The 17,957-nt window shown below is 60.5% G+C and carries 19 protein-coding genes and 1 tRNA gene; 14 read left to right on the forward strand and 6 right to left on the reverse strand.

Annotation, left to right across the window (positions count from 1 at the left end; genetic code table 11):
* Positions 1-79 precede the first annotated feature (79 nt).
* A complete protein-coding gene (locus RHSP_RS14230; RefSeq protein ID WP_004118038.1) occupies positions 80-1,507 on the forward strand; it encodes an oligosaccharide flippase family protein in 1,428 nt (475 codons plus the stop codon).
* 3 nt (positions 1,508-1,510) lie between these two features.
* The gene (locus RHSP_RS14235) at positions 1,511-2,782 is read left to right on the forward strand and encodes a GNAT family N-acetyltransferase (protein WP_004118040.1); all 1,272 of its coding nucleotides are present in this window, start codon (positions 1,511-1,513) and stop codon (positions 2,780-2,782) included.
* Here RHSP_RS14235 and RHSP_RS14240 read toward each other — a convergent pair.
* The gene (locus RHSP_RS14240) at positions 2,769-4,409 is read right to left on the reverse strand and encodes an AMP-binding protein (RefSeq protein WP_037151882.1); all 1,641 of its coding nucleotides are present in this window, start codon (positions 4,407-4,409) and stop codon (positions 2,769-2,771) included. The genes RHSP_RS14235 and RHSP_RS14240 overlap by 14 nt on opposite strands.
* 252 nt (positions 4,410-4,661) lie before the next feature.
* Here RHSP_RS14240 and RHSP_RS14245 point away from each other — a divergent pair, with 252 nt between their 5' ends.
* On the forward strand, positions 4,662-5,642 hold the full coding sequence (locus RHSP_RS14245) for an aldo/keto reductase (RefSeq protein WP_004118044.1): 981 nt from the start codon (positions 4,662-4,664) through the stop codon (positions 5,640-5,642).
* A 313-nt stretch (positions 5,643-5,955) separates the two neighbouring features.
* Positions 5,956-6,750, forward strand: a complete 795-nt coding sequence (locus tag RHSP_RS14250; protein ID WP_037151885.1) for a class I SAM-dependent methyltransferase — start codon at positions 5,956-5,958, stop codon at positions 6,748-6,750.
* Positions 6,751-6,805: 55 nt separating this feature from the next.
* Here the strand turns inward: RHSP_RS14250 and RHSP_RS14255 are convergent, their stop codons facing one another.
* Entirely contained in the window at positions 6,806-7,393 is a 588-nt protein-coding gene (locus tag RHSP_RS14255; RefSeq protein ID WP_037151888.1) for a TetR/AcrR family transcriptional regulator, read from the reverse strand.
* Positions 7,394-7,630: 237 nt separating this feature from the next.
* On the opposite strand from RHSP_RS14255, the gene RHSP_RS14260 reads away from it, so the two are divergent.
* The 4 genes from RHSP_RS14260 to RHSP_RS35120 all read left to right on the forward strand — a co-directional run bounded on the left by RHSP_RS14260 (position 7,631) and on the right by RHSP_RS35120 (position 10,666).
* Positions 7,631-8,929, forward strand: coding sequence for an MFS transporter (locus tag RHSP_RS14260; RefSeq protein ID WP_037151890.1), 1,299 nt, complete (start codon positions 7,631-7,633; stop codon positions 8,927-8,929).
* Between the two features lie 141 nt (positions 8,930-9,070).
* Positions 9,071-9,155 (forward strand) — tRNA-Leu (locus tag RHSP_RS14265).
* A 270-nt stretch (positions 9,156-9,425) separates the two neighbouring features.
* Entirely contained in the window at positions 9,426-9,749 is a 324-nt protein-coding gene (locus tag RHSP_RS14270) for a hypothetical protein (RefSeq protein WP_004118051.1), read from the forward strand.
* A gap of 392 nt (positions 9,750-10,141) precedes the next feature.
* Positions 10,142-10,666: a sugar transferase gene (locus tag RHSP_RS35120; protein ID WP_240535425.1), complete on the forward strand. Its 525-nt coding sequence runs from the start codon at positions 10,142-10,144 to the stop codon at positions 10,664-10,666.
* Between the two features lie 9 nt (positions 10,667-10,675).
* Here the strand turns inward: RHSP_RS35120 and RHSP_RS14280 are convergent, their stop codons facing one another.
* Entirely contained in the window at positions 10,676-10,897 is a 222-nt protein-coding gene (locus tag RHSP_RS14280) for a tyrosine-type recombinase/integrase (RefSeq protein ID WP_051074078.1), read from the reverse strand.
* 446 nt (positions 10,898-11,343) lie between these two features.
* Between RHSP_RS14280 and RHSP_RS14285 the strand changes: the two genes are divergently transcribed.
* Together RHSP_RS14285 and RHSP_RS14290 are read left to right on the forward strand one after the other, a co-directional pair.
* Positions 11,344-11,937 (forward strand): YqaA family protein, encoded by a 594-nt coding sequence (locus RHSP_RS14285; RefSeq protein ID WP_004118055.1) that lies wholly within the window; start codon positions 11,344-11,346, stop codon positions 11,935-11,937.
* Positions 11,938-11,954: 17 nt separating this feature from the next.
* Complete coding sequence (locus RHSP_RS14290; protein ID WP_004118057.1) at positions 11,955-12,467, forward strand: disulfide bond formation protein B; 513 nt, start codon at positions 11,955-11,957, stop codon at positions 12,465-12,467.
* A 148-nt stretch (positions 12,468-12,615) separates the two neighbouring features.
* Here RHSP_RS14290 and RHSP_RS14295 read toward each other — a convergent pair whose 3' ends face one another.
* Together RHSP_RS14295 and RHSP_RS14300 are read right to left on the reverse strand one after the other, a co-directional pair.
* Positions 12,616-13,173, reverse strand: a complete 558-nt coding sequence (locus RHSP_RS14295; RefSeq protein WP_004118063.1) for an HNH endonuclease — start codon at positions 13,171-13,173, stop codon at positions 12,616-12,618.
* Between the two features lie 110 nt (positions 13,174-13,283).
* Entirely contained in the window at positions 13,284-13,973 is a 690-nt protein-coding gene (locus RHSP_RS14300) for a DNA-3-methyladenine glycosylase family protein (RefSeq protein WP_200863260.1), read from the reverse strand.
* On the opposite strand from RHSP_RS14300, the gene gluQRS reads away from it, so the two are divergent.
* Positions 13,972-14,850 carry a tRNA glutamyl-Q(34) synthetase GluQRS gene (gene gluQRS / locus RHSP_RS14305; protein ID WP_037151897.1) on the forward strand — a complete coding sequence of 293 codons (879 nt, stop codon included), beginning with the start codon at positions 13,972-13,974 and terminating at the stop codon, positions 14,848-14,850. The genes RHSP_RS14300 and gluQRS overlap by 2 nt on opposite strands.
* Here gluQRS and RHSP_RS14310 read toward each other — a convergent pair.
* A complete protein-coding gene (locus RHSP_RS14310; protein WP_037151899.1) occupies positions 14,815-15,753 on the reverse strand; it encodes a YihY/virulence factor BrkB family protein in 939 nt (312 codons plus the stop codon). The two genes, gluQRS and RHSP_RS14310, sit on opposite strands and share 36 nt — an antisense overlap.
* 98 nt (positions 15,754-15,851) lie before the next feature.
* Here RHSP_RS14310 and RHSP_RS14315 point away from each other — a divergent pair, with 98 nt between their 5' ends.
* From RHSP_RS14315 to RHSP_RS14325, 3 genes are all read left to right on the forward strand, one after another.
* On the forward strand, positions 15,852-16,685 hold the full coding sequence (locus RHSP_RS14315) for an SDR family oxidoreductase (RefSeq protein WP_004118071.1): 834 nt from the start codon (positions 15,852-15,854) through the stop codon (positions 16,683-16,685).
* A gap of 120 nt (positions 16,686-16,805) precedes the next feature.
* Positions 16,806-17,009: a twin transmembrane helix small protein gene (locus RHSP_RS14320; RefSeq protein ID WP_037151902.1), complete on the forward strand. Its 204-nt coding sequence runs from the start codon at positions 16,806-16,808 to the stop codon at positions 17,007-17,009.
* Between the two features lie 175 nt (positions 17,010-17,184).
* On the forward strand, positions 17,185-17,763 hold the full coding sequence (locus RHSP_RS14325; RefSeq protein WP_004118074.1) for a cob(I)yrinic acid a,c-diamide adenosyltransferase: 579 nt from the start codon (positions 17,185-17,187) through the stop codon (positions 17,761-17,763).
* The last annotated feature ends 194 nt before the right edge of the window (positions 17,764-17,957 follow it).

Below are 17,957 nucleotides of genomic sequence, written 5' to 3' on the forward strand. Positions count from 1 at the left end.
TCGAGGTATCGAAAGAACCTATTCTTAACCCTCCTCTGCCAAGACTAGGGCGAGTTTGGGATCATATTTAAAGTATTGCGTGTTGATCATGGCGGTCTTTCAAACAGCGGAGAGAATGCTGCCGTCCGCATTGCGGGCTGTAGCGACGCCATATCTGCGCAAACTTGCCGACATCCTCACCAGCCGCGATGAAAAAGCCGTTTCGCAGCGCATGGCGCTGATCGCATTCACCATCCGCATCGCGGGCGCAGCCCTCGCCTTCCTGTCGCAGATCATCCTCGCCCGTTTGATGGGCCGGTTTGAATACGGCGTCTTCGTCTTCGTCTGGGTGCTGATGATCCTGTTCGGCAACCTTGCCTGTCTCGGCTTCCCGACCGCCATCATCCGCTTCCTGCCGCAATACGACGCAAGCGGCAATCATGCTGCCCTTCGCGGCCTCAATGCCACGGCCCGGCTGTTCGTCGTCGCGCTGTCCGGCACGCTTGCCTTGCTCGCGGCCGCCCTGGTCTATGCCTTGCGTGGCGCCATCGAACATTATTACGTCATGCCGATCCTGCTCGGCCTGATCGCTGTGCCGATGATCGCGCTGGGGGACGTTCTCGACGGCACGGCCCGCGCCAAGCACTGGCCGATCATGGCATTGAGCCCAACCTTCCTGATCCGCCCGACGCTGATCCTCCTCTTCATGGTCGCTGCCGTCCTGGCCGGCGCACCGCGCGATGCCGTCACTGCCATGATGGCGGCGCTGGCCGGCGCCTTTACCAGCGTCCTGCTTCAATATCTCGCCGTGACGCTCCGTCTGCGCCGCCACTACCCGAACGGCGCGAAGACCGTCGAGTTCAAGGCCTGGCTGACCGTCGCCTTTCCGATATTCCTGGTGGAAGGCGTCGGCTACCTCTTCACCAATTCCGACGTGATCGTGGTCGGGATCTTCCTCGATCCGGAGGAGGTCGCCGTCTATTTCGCCGCCGCCAAGACCATGGCACTCGTCCATTTCATCTATTTCGCCGTCAAGGCAGCCATCGGCCCGCGCTTCGCGACCATTATTGCCGAGAACGACCAGGCCAAGCTTGCTGCCTTCGCCACCGAAGCAACCCGCTGGACCTTCCTTCCGGCGCTCGCCATCGGCCTTCTCGTTCTGGCGGCGGGCCAGCTTCTGTTGTCGCTCTTCGGCTCTGCATTCACCGAGGGTCAGATCGTGATGGCTATTCTTCTCGGCGGCATTCTCGCCAAAGCATTGGTCGGTCCGGCCGAAGTGCTGCTGACCATGGCGGATAAGCAAATGATCTGCGTCTATCTCTATGCCGTCGCGCTCATCGCCAATATCGGCCTGAACGTCCTCCTTATCCCGCATTTCGGTATCGAGGGCGCGGCCATGGCCGGTGCCGCCGCCATGGCGCTCGAAGCCTTGCTGCTGCATATCGCCGTGCGCAAGACGCTCGGCATCACACTCTTCGCCCTCATCCGCCGCCCAACGGTGCCACCGACAACGAGCGGGGCTCTCTAGACCATGACGCGCCCTCCCTATACCCAAACGACCGACAGCCGGGTCAATGCCCTGACACACACGCTCGCAGCGCTGCACTTCGAAACGCCGAAAGCAGAGGCACGGGTCGAAGTCGGCCGCTCCGGCCGCGAGCTTTGCCTCTACCCCGGCAAGCTTGGCTATGAACTGCAGGACGAACTGGATTTTCTGTCCAATCGTGCCATGGAGCCGAACGTCTTCTTCTCGGGCCGCTTCCTGGCGCCCGCCATGCCTCGCCTGGAGGACCGGCAGGTTCGCCTGGCCCTGATGCGCGATAATAGCAGCACCCGCAGCCGTATCCGCCTGCTGATGCCTTTTACGGTCGACAAGCCGGGCTTTGCGATCGGCCCCTCGATCATCCGCGTCTGGTCCAACTCCTTCGGCCCGCTCGGTACGCCCCTCGTCGACGCCGAGGATGCGGGCGAAACGCTCGACAATCTCTTCGAAGGACTGGGGCGACCTCAGTTGCACCTGCCGACGGCGCTCGTGCTGCCGGACCTGCGCCTGAACGGCCGCTTCGCCCAAATGGCCAAGGTGGTGGCCATCGGCCGCAATCTGCCCATCACCGTGGCAAACCCCTTCCAGCGTCCCATGCTCCACAGCAATGAGGATGCGATCGCCTATCTGAAGCGAACGATTTCCAACGCCCATTTGCGCGAAATGCGCCGGCAGTGGCGCCTGCTGGAGAGCCAAGGAGATGTCTCCTACAACGTAGCGCGCCAACCGCGCGACATTCACCTGCGCATGGAGGAATTCCTGGCGCTGGAGGCAAGCGGCTGGAAAGGCAAGAAGCGCTCGGCGCTGGTCGCGGACCGCCATCATGCCGCCTTCGCCCGCGAGGCGATCTCGAATCTCGCCGCCGTCGACGCCGTCCGCATTCACACCATCGATCTCAACGGCAAGGCTATCGCCTCGATGATCGTGCTGATCATGGGTGGCGAGGCCTATACCTGGAAGACCGCCTATGACGAAGCCTACGCCCGCTATTCGCCAGGCAAGCTGCTGATGGGCGAGCTGACGGAGTGGCATCTCGACGACGCCAACGTCGTCCGTTCAGACTCCTGCGCCGTGCCGGATCATCCGATCATGAGCCGCTTCTGGCACGAGCGCGAAGACATGGGTACGCTGATCATCGGCCTGACGCCGAACGGCGACCGCGATGTCCGGCAGATCGCCACGCAGCTGCATATGTATCGCAGCACCCGCAACATGGCGAAGCTGCTGCGCGAAAAGATCCTCTCGCTCACGAAGCGCTGACCTCCGCAATCGCCCGCTCGCGCAGCAGGCGGCGGATCACCTTGCCCGAGGTCGTCAGCGGCAGGCCGTCGACGAATTCGATCTCGCGCGGATATTCGTGCATGGAAAGCCGCGTCTTCACCCATTCGCGGATTTCGGCGGCCAGTGCCTCGCTTGGCTCACGGCCGGGCACAAGGACGACATAGGCCTTGACGATCTCCGTGCGCACCGGATCCGGCTTTCCCACAGCCGCGGCAAGCTGCACGGCGGGATGGCCACCGAGGCAATCCTCGATCTCACTTGGGCCGATGCGGTAGCCCGAGGAGGTGATGACGTCGTCGTCGCGGCCGACGAAGGAAATATAGCCCTCCGCATCCTGCCGGCCGATATCGCCGGTCAGCAGCCAGTCATTGGCGAATTTCGCTTCCGTCGCCGCCTCGTTCTGCCAGTAGCCCAGGAACATCACCGGATCGGGCCGCTTGATCGCGATCTGTCCGCTTTCCCCCACGGGAACCTCGACGCCATCGGCGTCGACGATCGCTACCTGATGGCCGGGCACCGGTTTGCCCGTCGACCCGCCGCGGCTGACGCCGAAGGCGGCACTGGACGAGAGTACGAAATTGCATTCCGTCTGACCGAAGAACTCATTAACGCTGACACCAAGCGCGGATCGGGCCCATTCGAAGGTTTCACGGCCGAGCGCCTCGCCGGCCGAACCGATGGTGCGCAGTCTGAGGTCGTAGCACGCCCGCGGATTGTCGACGGCCTTCAAGAGCCGCAGCGCCGTCGGCGGGATGAAGGCATTGCGCACCTCCATCTCGGCCATGATGCGGAAGGCCATGTGCGGATCGAATTTTTGCGCGGGAGAGGAAACGACGGGAACGCCGAGCATCAGGCTCGGCAGAAGCGCATTCAGAAGACCGCCCGCCCAGGCCCAGTCCGATGGTGTCCAGAGCCGGTCGCCGGCCTGCGGAAAGCCCTCATGGGCGAATTGCATGCCCGGAATATGCCCCGGCAGGACGCGATGGCCATGCAGCGCCCCCTTGGGCGGGCCGGTCGTGCCCGAGGTGAAGATCATCAATGCCGGATCGTCCGGGCCGGTATCCGCCACTTCGAACAAGGATGGATGCGCCGCCACCAGATCGGCAAAGCCGGAGACGCCATCTTCGGCGCCATCGATGCCGATCACCTGTGTCAGCTCCGGCAGCCGGTCCCTGATCGGACGCAGCCGCTCGAGGCCGAACCGGTTGGTCACGATCGCCGACGCCCCGGACGCCTGCAGCCGGTATTCCAGCGCCTCCGCACCGAACAGCAACGCCAGCGGCAGCGCGATCGCCCCCATCTTGTAGATCGCCACATGCGCCACGACCGTCTCGAAGCTCTGCGGCAGCAGCAGCGCTACGCGATCTCCGCGACGCACGCCGAGTGCGACCAGTGCATTGGCGAAGGAAGCGGAGCGGTCCCGCAACTCGCCATAGGTCATGAAAAAGTGATTGCCGTCCGGATTGAAATGCTGGAGGCAGACCCGATCGGGCTCACGCTTGGCCCAGGCATCGCAAACAGCATGTCCCATGTTGAATTTCGCCGGAATCTCCCAACGAAAGTCACGATAGAGGGCTTCATAAGTATCTTGCGGGGGCAATTTCATGCGGAATTCCAAAAATGGTGCAGCGCAGCTAACACCTGTCGCCTCCGGGGTTCAAGGAAACATTTGAGATTGCCATCTTCTCCGGCGGGCGAATCGCCTTATTTATTGAAGAATACTTCGAAGCTCTTCGCGAACCGATGCGTCGACCGACGGCATCCTTGCGTCGCCGATTGAGTTTGGCGAAGCACGTTCCACCGTCCCCTCCCAGGCGGGCCTCTTTGCGCCGGATAATCGAATAGACGGAGAATATCGATGGAACACGTAAAACTCGGCAGGACAGGTCTTGAAGTCTCACGCATCTGCCTGGGTTGCATGACCTATGGCGATCCCAACAAGGGCACGCACGCCTGGTCGCTGAAGGAGGAGGACAGCCGTCCGCTGCTGCGCCAGGCGATCGAAGCCGGCATCAACTTCCTCGATACGGCCAACACCTATTCCGATGGCTCTTCGGAGGAAATCGTCGGCCGCGCCATCAAGGATTTCGCGCGGCGCGAGGATATTGTGCTCGCCACCAAGGTGTTCAATCGCATGCGCCCCGGCCCGAACGGCGCCGGCCTCTCACGCAAGGCGATCTTCGACGAGATCGACAACAGCCTGCGGCGCCTCGGCACCGACTATGTCGACCTCTACCAGATCCATCGCTGGGACTATACGACGCCGATCGAGGAAACGCTGGAGGCGCTGCATGATGTCGTGAAGGCCGGCAAGGCCCGCTATATCGGCGCCTCCTCCATGTACGCCTGGCAGTTCGCCAAGGCGATCTACACGTCGCGCCTGAACGGCTGGACGGAATTCGTCAGCATGCAGGACCACCTGAACCTGCTCTACCGCGAGGAGGAGCGCGAGATGCTGCCCTTCTGCGAGGACCAGAAGATCGCCGTGATCCCGTGGAGCCCGCTCGCCCGCGGCCGCCTGACCCGCGACTGGGACGAGGCGACTGCCCGCACACAATCCGACGAGTTCGGCAAGACGCTTTATACGCAGGCACTCGAGGCCGACCGCAGGATCGTCGATGCCGTCGGCGCGGTGGCCAAGGCACGCGGCATCCCGCGCGCGCAGATCGCAACCGCCTGGATTCTGCAGAAGAGCGCCATTACCGCACCGATCATCGGCGCCTCCAAGCCCGGTCACATCACGGACGCCGTTGCTTCTCTGGAAGTCAAATTGACACCGGAGGAGATCGATGCGCTGGAATCGCCCTACGTCCCGCACGGGGTTGCGGGGTTTAAGTGAGCTGGGGTTTGAAGCGGGTCAGGCGCGTTCATCGCTGTTGCGACAGACGTGCCTGGCCCCTCACCCCAGCCCTCTCCCCGCAGATGCGGGGAGAGGGGGTTATTGCGTGCAATCATTCCCCTTCGGATCAAGACAGAACGACAGATACGGAGCGGTCCCCTCTCCCCGCAAGCGGGGAGAGGGTTAGGGTGAGGGGCACTCCCACCCTCTGAAGCCGATTGAGCCCGCGTCAAATCGCGCAAAAGTGACTTCACGATCGGGTCACGGTTGAGGCTTAACTGGTCAAGGTTCTTACGTCCGAGGATGATATCTAATGATCACGGTTCCCTTCGAAGCGCGGCGCTTTCAATCGACCGCGGCCTATTACCTGCGTTATCGCATTCCCTATCCGGACAGGCTGATTGCCCGCGTCGCCGAACGCAGCGGCCTGAAACCCGGCGATCATGTGCTGGATCTCGGCTGCGGTCCCGGCCAGCTCGGCATCGCCTTCGCGCGGCTGCAGGGCGCAGCCGTCACCGCCATGGACCCGGAGCCGGAAATGCTCGGCGAAGTCGCGGCCGGTGCGAAGGTGGCCGGTATCGATATCACCATCCGGCAGGGCTCCTCTTATGGTCTTGGGCCCGATATCGGCCGCCTGAATCTTTGCGTCATGGGCCGTTCCTTTCACTGGATGGACAGGCCGGCAACGCTTGATGCGCTGGACAGGCTGATCGAGCCGGGCGGCGCCGTCGTTCTCTTCCACGACAAGAGCATCCTGGCGGAGCCGGACTGGCGTGAGATTCTCGAACCGCTGGCAGAAATCTATTCGCCCGAACGGCATGCGGACCGGCTGCTGCGCAAGAGCAAGGCATGGGCGCCGCATGAGGCCATGCTGCTCGCCTCCCCCTTCCGCAATCTCGAGCGCATCGGCATCGTCTCGGAATATACAAGAGACATCGAGGACATCGTCGGCCGCGTCTTCTCGATGTCGTCAACCTCGCCTCAGGCGCTCGGGGAAAAGGCCGCCGACTTCGAAGCTGCTTTGCGCGCCAGGCTTCTGGAAGCCGCACCTGACGGCAAGTTCAAGGAAATCGTCGAGGCGAACGGGCTGCTCGCTTTCCGCGATTGAATTCATGAAGATGGCGCGGTCGGGTAAAGCATCCGGCCGCTTTGCCGTCTTGGGCTCAGGCCTCATCCCTATCCGGCTGGGGCGTCAGCTCCTGCCGGGTCGCCGACAGGAATTCCTGCGACAATTCGGGACTGTCCATCGCCCGTGCCAGGATGACAGCGCCGACCATGGCCGAGAGGCTGGCAAATGCCTTGCGCCGTCGATCCTCGGGGGTCTCACCCGGCACAATATCCTCCAGCACCTCTACCAATCCGATGAGGCCGCCGGTGAAGGTGGACTGCATTTCAGGACCGTGACGGCTGACCTCCTGCGTCAGTGCTGCGAAGACGCAGCCGGTCGCATGCTCGACCACGTTGCGATGCGAGAGATAATGGGCAAGCAGGGCTTCCAGCGGCTGCTCGGGCGAACTTGCCGCGACCTCTTTCCAGCGCTCCAGCGAGCGCGCCACCAGCGCCTTGCTCGCCTCGCAGGCAAGCTCATCCTTCGAATCGAAATGGCCGTAAAAGCCGCCATGCGTCAGGCCGGCCGCCTTCATGATGTCGGCGACACCGATGCCGTCGAAACCCTTCTCGCGGAAGAGCTCGCCCGCCACAGCAAGGATCTTCTCGCGATTCTTAGCGAATTTTTCCCGGCTCACTCTCATCAAAAAACTCCATCAGAGCATCAATAAATCTGTATTGACAATTTACATGATGATCATCATCAATACAAAACAAATATGATAGCAATCATGTAAATGCCTTTGCACAAACGTTCAAGCCGGGAGAACGGCAAGACGCTAGAAGCGGATATGGTACCCCCCTGGCCGTCCGCGATCGAGCGATCTCGCAGCGCCCCCGTACCAGACGTCAAGCCACGCAACCCTATCGGAACGCACCCTATGGTTTCCACTGTCCTTGCTTCGACGCTCGCCCGGCGCAACATCCATTACGGATGGGTCGTCGTCGCCGCCACCTTCCTCACCATGCTGGTCACGGCCGGCGCCATGGGCGCGCCCGGCGTGCTCATCAAGCCGCTGGAAGACGAGTTCGGCTGGAGCACCTCCTCCATTTCATCGGCGCTCGCAGTCCGCCTCGTGCTGTTCGGCCTGATGGGTCCCTTCGCCGCTGCCTTCATGAACCATTTCGGCGTGCGCAAGGTCATTGTCTTCGCGCTAGGCACCATTTGCTTCGGCTTCATCGGCTCACTGTTCATGACGCAAGTCTGGCAGCTGCTTTTGTGCTGGGGCATCATCATCGGCTTCGGCACGGGGCTGACCGCCATGGTGCTGGCGGCGACCGTCTCCACGCGCTGGTTCACCAAGCATCGCGGCCTCGTCATCGGCATGCTCTCGGCAAGCTCGGCCACCGGGCAGCTTGTCTTCCTGCCATTGATGGCCGAGCTGACGACGCGGTACGGCTGGCGCGCGACGGTGATCTTCGTCTGCGGCATGATCGTCGTTGCCGCCTTCGTCGTGCTGCTCCTGATGCGTGACCGCCCCTCGGACGTCAATCTGCCGCTGGTCGGCGAAATCCACATCACGCCGCCGCCGCCGGCGACCAGAAACCTGAAGGCCGCGCTTGCCTCGCCGCTTGCAATTCTGCGGGAAGCATCGACGACCTCGACCTTCTGGATCCTGTTTGCCACCTTCTTCATCTGCGGCCTGTCGACCAACGGCCTGATCCAGACGCATTTCGTCACCCTCTGCGGCGATTTCGGCATCGTGCCGGTGGCAGCCGCCAGCGTGCTCGCCGTCATGGGCATCTTCGATTTCGTCGGCACGATCGGCTCCGGCTGGCTTTCCGACCGCTTCGACAATCGCTGGCTGCTCTTCTGGTATTACGGCCTGCGCGGCCTGTCGCTGGTCTACCTGCCCTTCAGCAACTTCACCTTCTACGGCCTGTCGATCTTCGCCGTCTTCTACGGCCTCGACTGGATCGCCACCGTGCCGCCGACCGTCAAGATCGCCGCCGACCGTTTTGGCCGCGAAAAGGCCGGCCTCGTCTTCGGCTGGGTCTTTGCCGGCCATCAGCTGGGTGCCGCCACCGCCGCCTATGGCGCCGGCCTCACCCGCACGGAGCTCAACACCTACCTCCCCGCCTTCTTCGTCGCCGGCGCCTTCTGCCTGCTCGCCGCGATCCTGGCGATCACGCTGCAAAAGTCCGGCTCCACCAGCAAAGAACCGGCCATGGCTCACTGAGCCCCAAACGGCAAAAAGCCCGTGGCGTCCACACGCCATGGGCCAAACCGCAACCCTGCGGAAACACTCGCAATATCTGCCGACCCGGCTTGCGCGCCCCGCCGCTCACATGCTAGACAGCCGCCTCGTCAGTATCCCGTTGCCCCATTGGCGGAATTGGTAGACGCGCTCGACTCAAAATCGAGTTTCGAAAGAAGTGCTGGTTCGACTCCGGCATGGGGCACCATCCATAGATTGCAGGATTGATTCCATTTAGGAATTTACTCGTCTCTGCCTCACAGCCATCAACGGAAAAATGCGTGGGACAAGTGTTGCAAAATCATGGCGTCGGCCTGCCAGCAACTCGTCTTGCGTCTGCCATTGGAATATCCGATTGCCTTACGTCAGTCCGCAGCCTTTCCGCCCAAATAATTCGATGAAATCAATTTAGAGGTTCCCCGCAGCCTTGCGAAATACCACCCAAAGTGTATGTTTTATGCGCTATCAGGGGGTGACAATGGACGGTGAAGGCAACGAACCCACGATTCCGGAGGTCCGCCTTAGGGATTTGGGAGAAGCAAACCCCTATCTTCACTTTGTCGTTTCAGAAGCATACGCATCCGCCGCTGCTGCTATCGTTTATTGTTTCGCAAGAGCAATTGCATTTCTCTTACAGCTTGTGGACAAGCGATTGCCGCTGGATGATGGCGGCCCCATGAATTTTCTGGAGCAGGTAATGGCTTGGGGTGGTGTAATCGCAACTGCTACGGTATTTCTTGTCATTACGTCCTATCAGTTGATAGTTCTGATAAAGCGCCTATACAAGGGAGTGTCCCAATGAATAGCGACGCAATCTTTAGCTTTGGCAGAGAAGAAACAAAGAGAAACTTTGGCTTTAGATTGAGACGCCCTCAGTCTCAAAATGACCTATTCTTTGGTTTTGCTTTACGCGTCGTAATTGGCATCGTGGCGATTATATTCCCTGTGGTCCCTTTAACTCTGTGGGGATGGCTTAGCAGCTGGCACCTGAGCAATACAATGCTAGCAGCCTACGGATTCACAATTGCGACGATGGTGCTCGTGGGTGAGCATTTCAGATCGCGAGTGTTCGAAAGAGTGCTACGTTCAAACCCCCGACAAGAACACCTCGAGATTGATCGCACTTTCATCACTGATGCGCTGGCCGAGGTGTTCCCACAACCTGAACGGCGCAGTTTGGTAAGAATGCGCTACATGGCCAAGGTCAAGCATTTGCTAGACGTCGGGATAGCGACTATCAGCCTTTTGTCACTATGGCCCATTTTTGTGGTTGTCTCTTGCCTTATCATTTTTGAGCGATCGGGAAGCGTCATAGTGACAGACACCGCCTCTGACGTTTTCGGTAGAAAAGTTAAGAGGTACCGTTTTAGAACGGTATCGCGAACGGGAGAAGTAACGGCTGTCGGGAAGTTTTTACGCACAACGTCTCTTGACGAGCTTCCTCTTTTATTCAACGTGGCCCGCGGCACAATGTCATTTGTTGGGCCGCGACTAACGATTCAGAAGATTGAAGCAATTCCACTTCCAGATTCAGTTAGATACTTCAAACCAGGTCTGTTAGACCCCGTAATTAGCAAATCAACGCGCGTCGAAACAGTAAGCTTGACACTCTATACAAGAAGAGTAGCCAATTATTGCCTATCCTGGTGGCCTGGCTACGATGTGCCGCTTTTGCTTCGGGAAATAAGGGGCTCCCTTTCACGCGCTGGCAGAATTTAGCGCTCCTGCTTATTCATCTTTGAGTGAAAGCTTGTGAATGGCGCCTGCTGCAATTTTCTTGCGGCGGGCTTTTTTTGTGTACCGGGTTGTCTGGCCCTTAGTTGTCCAGCCGAAAATCGACATCAGCTCTTCGTCAGTGGCGCCGTTCTCGGCCACGATTGTTGCCCCAGCTTTGCGCAATCCATGAGTTGAGCAATGGAATAGCTTTGCCTCGTTACACCAATCCCGCATTTTGTTTCCGAGCCCCTTTGTCGTGAAGGACCGTTTTAAATATTTCGATTATCAGGCGCTCGCGCACCTATGCGCAGGAGGTGACTATATGTTTGGACCTCAGGAGCACTTACTTCCGAACTTAATCGCAGGAAACAAGGGAATACCTAACTTCTCTTACGATCGCGGAAACCCCTATATCAATTTACCCTCCATATCGACTATGCGACATGGGTAAGGGCAGCGGTTTGCAATCCGTCGAAGCAAAGGAGCGCGTAGCCCATAGATTATGCGTTTTCATCTGCAGTGATCGAGGCTCGCTATCAATCCGACCAAATCGCTAAGCGTCCTCCCCAAGCCCCACCATCACGAAAAATTTTGATTTTGTGCGGCTTCCGCCACTCCCCGACCATTTACAGCCATAATCCTGCCCCCTAAAGGTTTGCAACGCAGCAAAAGGGGGCAGTATGCTTCGTAGACTTTACGACTGGACCATGTCGCTTGCCGGCCGCAAATCTGCGGAAATCTGGTTGGCCGTTATCGCCTTTGTCGAGAGCTCCATCTTTCTCGTTCCCGCCGATGTCCTGTTCCTGCCGATGTCGCTCGCCAAGCCGGAGCGCGCCTGGCGCTATGCGCTGACGGCGACGGTCGCCTCCGTGCTCGGCGGCATTGCCGGCTGGGCGCTCGGCTATTACGCCTTTGAGGCCATCGCCAAGCCGATCCTCGAATTCTACGGCAAGCTCGACGCCTTCAACCAGATGAGCGCCGGCGTCACCTACGGATGGGTCCTGCTGCTGCTGGTCACATCGGGTCTGGCGCATCTGCCGCCGATCAAGGTGGTGACGATCCTGTCCGGCGTCGCCCATATCGATCTCGGCCTGTTCATCGTCTCGGCCATCGTCGCCCGCGGCGCGCGCTTCTTCTTCCTGGCTTTCCTGCTGCGCCGCTATGGCGAATCCATCCGCCATTTCATCGAGAAGCGCCTCGGCCAGATCGTCATGGCAGCCGCCGCCGTTCTCATCGCCCTTTACGGCATCTTCCATTTTGCCCTGGCAAGTTGACCAAGGAGCCACCCCGCATGTCCACGACTTCGCCTTCCTCCCGCGCCGGCCTCGGCTATAGCGCATTGCTGACGATCGGCATGATCGTCGTCATCGGCTCGGCGCTCGGATTCGAGCATATCGGCGGCTATATCCCTTGCGCGCTCTGCCTGGAGCAGCGCCAGCCCTATTATTACGGCATTCCAGTCGCCATCGTCGCGGCGCTCACGGCCGTTGCCGGCCTGCCCTCCTGGATCACCCGCGGGCTGCTGATCATCGCCGGCCTGATGATGGTTGTCGGTGGCGGCATCGGCGTCTATCACGCGGGCGTCGAATGGCACTTCTGGGAAGGCCCGACCACCTGCTCGACATCGGCCAGCAGCGTCACGCAGAATGCCGGCGACCTGCTCGGCCAATTGAACAGCATCAAGGGCCCGTCCTGCACGGAAGCGGCGCTGCGCGTCCTCGGTCTGTCGATGGCCGGCTGGAATGTGATCGCCAGCGTTATTCTGGCGATAATTGCTTTTGTAGGTGCGAAGAAGGCTGCTTGATTGAATGAGACCGGCCAGGCCAGCGAGCGGTTGCCGCAGCTATGTGCCTGGCCCCTCACCCCAACCTTCCCCCGCAGGCGGGGCGAGGGCTAGGGTGAGGGGCCGCGCGCATAAGCGAAACTCACCCGACCTTCCCGGAAAATCAATCTTACGGCTGCAGTTCCGAATCCCAGTAGAGATAGTCGAGCCAGCTGTCGTGCAGATAGTTCGGCGGGAAGAGCCGGCCGTTGTTGTGCAGGTCCTGCACGCTTGGCTGGTATGGCTTCTGCGCCGGGAACATGCCGGCCTGCTTCGGCAGCTTGCTGCCCTTGCGCAGGTTGCACGGCGAGCAGGCTGCCACCACATTTTCCCAGGTCGTCTCGCCGCCATGGGCGCGCGGAATGACGTGGTCGAAGGTCAGATCGTCATGGGAGCCGCAATACTGGCATTCGAACCGGTCGCGCAGGAAGACGTTGAACCGGGTGAAGGCGGGATTGCGGGACGGCTGCACATATGTCTTCAGGCACACGACGCTCGGCAGCCGCATGGAGAAGCTCGGCGACGAAACGCTGTGGTCATATTCTGCGATGATATTCACACGGTCAAGGAAGACCGCCTTGATCGCGTCCTGCCAGGACCAGAGCGACAAGGGATAATAACTCAGCGGTCTGTAGTCAGCGTTCAGGACGAGCGCCGGCAGGGACTGCGGGGAGACTGCAATCGTCAAGGAACCCTCCTGATCGATTCGGCATCTACACCTGTATATTAGGCCGGTTGTTACAGGATTGTGAAGTCCAATAAATTCAGTGCAAAGCAGCGATCCGGAGAGGCGGCCGATTAAACTATAGGCAGCGCATCCCGCCGCGTCTTCACGGCGTAATAAGCCCAGAAAAGCCGGGCTGCGACCGAGCGCCAGGGCGCCCAAACCGCAGCTTCTCGGGCGACAGCCTTGGCCAAGGGCCTGACGTCATGGCCGAAAGCCATGCCGACGGCCGCCTGCAGCGCCACGTCGCCCGCCGGAAACACATCTGCGTGACCGCCGCAGAACATCAGGTAGACCTCGGCCGTCCAGGGGCCGATTCCCTTAATGGACGTCAGCTCGGAAAGCGCCTTTTCCGGTGATTCGGCGCTGAGCGCATGCAGATCGAGGCCGCCGCCGGCAACCGCATCGGCCACGCGCGCCAATGTGTCGTGCTTGATTCGCGAGAGGCCGAAGGTTCGCCATGTCTCGGGCTCCAGGCCCGCATAGCCTTCGGCGGTCACATCGCCCATCCCGGCGATCATCTTCCCCCAGATCGCATCGGCGCTGGCGCGGGAGACGACCTGCGAAACGATGATGTGGGCAAGCCCTTCGAAGCCCGGTTCGCGCAGACGCAAGGGCAAAGCGCCCGCCTCTGCGGCAACTGGCCGCAGGCGCGGATCAAGCTCCAATAGGGCAGCGAGTCCCTGTTCGATATCGCGCTCGTCGCGAATGATCTGCATGACGTCTCGTAGTCCCCGGTTCAGATTCGTGGCAGAAGAAAGCATGATCGAGATTTCCCGTCAAAAGCCGAAATTCCGCTTTGCTCCGAGCCCCAACGGCCCATTGCATCTCGGCCATGCGCTGTCGGCCATCCTCAACCACGACATGGCGGCAAAAGCCGGCGGCGATTTCCTGCTGCGCATCGAAGACATAGATCAGACGCGCTGCACACCCGATTTCGAAAAAGGCATCTACACCGATCTTTCCTGGCTCGGCCTTCGCTGGCAGGAGCCGGTGCGCCGGCAGTCCGAACATTTCCCGGCCTATCAGGAAGCGCTGCAGACGCTTATCGAACGCGGCCTCGTCTACCCGGCCTTCCTGACGCGCGGCGAAGTCAAGGCACGCGTCGCAGCTTTCGGGGCGAATAGCGAATCCTGGCAGCGCGACCCGGACGGCACGCCGCTCTATCCCTCTGACGATCGCGAGCGCAGCGCGGCCGAGCGGCAGCGCCTGCTGGCATCGGGCATGAAACATGCCTGGCGTCTCGACATGGAAAAGGCGCGTGCGGCAGGCGGGCCGCTCCACTGGCAGGAAAGCGGCGATGGCGAGACGGGCGTCATCTCTGCCGACCCGGCCGCCTGGGGCGATGTCGTGCTGTCGCGCTCCGATGCACCCTCAAGCTATCATCTTTCTGTCGTCGTCGACGACGCGGTGCAGGGCATCACAAATGTCGTGCGCGGGCTCGACCTCTTCCACGCCACCTCGATCCATCGCCTGCTGCAGACGCTGCTTGGCCTGCCGGAACCGCTCTATCACCATCACCGCCTGCTCCTCGGCAGCGACGGCAAGAAGCTGTCCAAGAGCATGGGCGATACGGGCATTGCCGAATGGCGCCGACAGGGCTTGTCACCGGCGGAGCTTCGCCGCCGCATCGGCCTCTGATTCGGAGGATGGCTTCTCCGCCGGTGCCTCGGCAGCGGCGCGGCCCGCCGCCTTGCCGAAAAGCAGCCGCCGCACGCGGAATTTCATCAGCGCCGCGTTGATCTCCGCCCCCATGATGAAGATCACGGCCAGCATATAGAGGAAGATCAGCACGATCATCACCGACGCCAAGCCGGCATAGGTGGCGGTGTAATTGGCGAAGGTCGAGAGATAATAGGCAAAGAGCAGCGCCCCGACCGACCAGAAGATCAAGGTCAGCAAGACGCCGGGAATAACATCGAGCAGCCGCCTGCGCCCGGCCGCGAGCCACAGATGCAGGATCATCAGCCCCGCCAGAAGCAGGAAGATCGTGCCGTAGATACGCCAGCTGAAGACGATGTCGAGGATATCGGCGAGCTTCGGCAGCCATTGCCGGGTGTAGTTGAGCGCCAGCGGCACGGCGACGAGGAGAATGCTGAGGATCGCGAAGATCAGCACCGCGATGAGCACATAGCCGAGGCTCGCGAGGCGGTTGAAATACCACGGCCGGGTTTCTGGCACACGATAGGCGCGGTTCAGCGAGATGCGCAGCGCCTCGACGCCATTCGAGGCGAAGTAGGCGGCTGCAAGCACGGAGATCGTCAAAAGGCCGCCGCGCGGTATGGTCAGCACCTGCACGACCTGATCGGCGAGCGGCTTGGCGATCGCCTCCGGCCAAGTGTCGAAAATCAGATGCACCGCCGTCGACGAAAACTGGCTGGCGCCGAGAAAGCTTGCGAGCGCGGTGCCGAAGATCAGGAAAGGGAAAACCGCGAGCAACGTCGAAAGCGCGACATGGCTCGCCATGGCGAACCCGTCATCCTCGACGAAATGGAACACTGCGTCGTAGATCACCTTGTAAATCGTCCGCAGGGCTGTCGGCATTCCATCTCCGCCTGACATCGGCATTCACCTGCCGGTTGTCGATTGTGTCGGGTCCCTGAATATGGGAAACGAGACCTGATTTGTACAGGAATCATCCCATGACGGAACAACGCATTATCCTGTTGACTGGTTGCTCCTCCGGAATCGGCGCCCATTGCGCGCGGGCGCTGAAGGCTGATGGATGGCGCGTGTTTGCAACCGTGCGCAGGCAAGAGGATCTGGCTCCGCTCGAGGCCGACGGCATCGAGGCGCTTCTCCTCGATTACACCCGTCCCGAGACGATTTCCGCCACCGTCGCAACGGTGCGCGAGCGCACGGGCGATCGCATCGACGCGCTCTTCAACAATGGCGCCTACGGCCAGACCGGCGCCGTCGAGGACCTGACGACCGACGTGCTGCGCGAACAGTTCGAGACGAACTTTTTCGGCTGGCACGAGCTGACGCGCCAGATCATTCCGCTGATGCGCAGACAGGGCCACGGCCGCATCGTCAATTGCTCGTCCATCCTTGGACTGATCCCCTATCGCTTCCGTGGCGCCTATACCGCCTCGAAATTCGCGCTCGAGGGGCTGACGATCACGCTCAGGATGGAGCTGCAGGACAGCGGCATCCATGTGAGCCTGATCGAACCTGGTCCGATTGCGACACGCTTCACCGCCAATGCGCTCGCCAAGGTTCACGAGCATATCGACCTCGAAGGTTCCGTCCATGCCGCCGAATACCGGCGGCAGCTCAGGCGCCTGGATGGCTCGGGGCCTATCAATAAGCACAAATTAGGCCCCGAAGCGGTCTATGATGTGCTAAAATCAGCTTTGAATGTGAAAAGCCCGCGGCCACATTATCTGGTAACGACGCCTGCCAAGCAGGGCGTCCTCTTGAAAAGGCTATTGCCGGCTAACCTTTTCTATCGTCTGATGCGCCGGCTGGACTGAAGCAATCCCGGGAAAGTGCGGAGCGGTTTTCCGCACGGAATTGCATAGGAATCTTGAAATGGAGCGGCTCGGAAATTCCGGGAAAGGCTGAACCGCTTTGAAGACAAGGATGGAGGAGCCATGTCGACCGTCACCTATACCGCCGCCATCATTGTCATGGGCCTCGTCGCGATCGTTCTCGTTCGCGGCCTGCTGAACATGATGAAAGGCGACAATCCCAACCTTTCGAACCGGCTGATGCAGCTGCGCGTCCTGCTGCAGGCTGTCGCGGTCATTCTGATCATGCTGACGCTGTGGCTGACCGGCGGCGGCCGCCCGGCCTAGAGCCGGATGATTTTAGGTCGAATCGACGTAAAATCTGAATCCGCTCTAGAATCAAAGAAGTAGAGCAATTCCAGGAAAAGTGCGTAGCGCTTTTCCGTCCGGAATTGCGTAAAACAGGGGGGTAGAGCGCTTCGCGACCCGAAGAAAAGCGAAAGGCTCTAACCACAGGAAGACGATGGTCAAGCTCAACAAGATCTATACCAAGACCGGCGATGACGGCACCACAGGTCTTGTCGCCGGCCCGAGACGCCTGAAGCACGACTTGCGCGTTGAAAGCTACGGCACAGTCGACGAGACCAATTCCGCCATCGGCGTCGCCCGGCTGCATATGGCCGACATGCCCACTCTCGATGCCATGCTGATGCGGATCCAGAACGATCTCTTCGATCTCGGCGCCGATCTTTCGACGCCTGAAACGGACGAGCCCCCTGCCTATGAGCCGTTGCGCATCGTCGACCATCAGGTCGAACGTCTCGAACGCCATATAGACGCGCTCAATGCCGATCTTGAGCCTTTGAAATCTTTCGTTCTCCCGGCCGGCAGCCCGGCTTCCGCCCATCTGCACCTTGCCCGCACGATTGCCCGGCGCGCGGAACGCCTCATGGTGGCGCTGTCGCGCAGCGAGGGCGAACGCGTGAGCCCGGCGGCGCTGAAATATGTCAACCGGCTCTCCGATTTTCTCTTCGTCGCCGCCCGCCACGCCAATAATCATGGCCGCGCCGATGTGCTGTGGGTTCCGGGTAAAAATCGGTAGCGACGCGCGCCAATCAACGGAAGCAGGCATATTGACGTTAACGTAAACGTTATTTATGCGTTTAAAGCAATTCGTCTCTCTGCGGCCTGGAAGCGTTGTATTTGGGAAAAAAACGCGTATCCATGTCGCCATTCGACAAATGGAATGGCGCTTGGCAGCGCATGTTCTTGGGCAGTCATGTTGAAGGAAGGATT

This window comes from Rhizobium freirei PRF 81 (genome assembly GCF_000359745.1).
GTDB classification, from domain to species: Bacteria; Pseudomonadota; Alphaproteobacteria; order Rhizobiales; family Rhizobiaceae; genus Rhizobium; species Rhizobium freirei.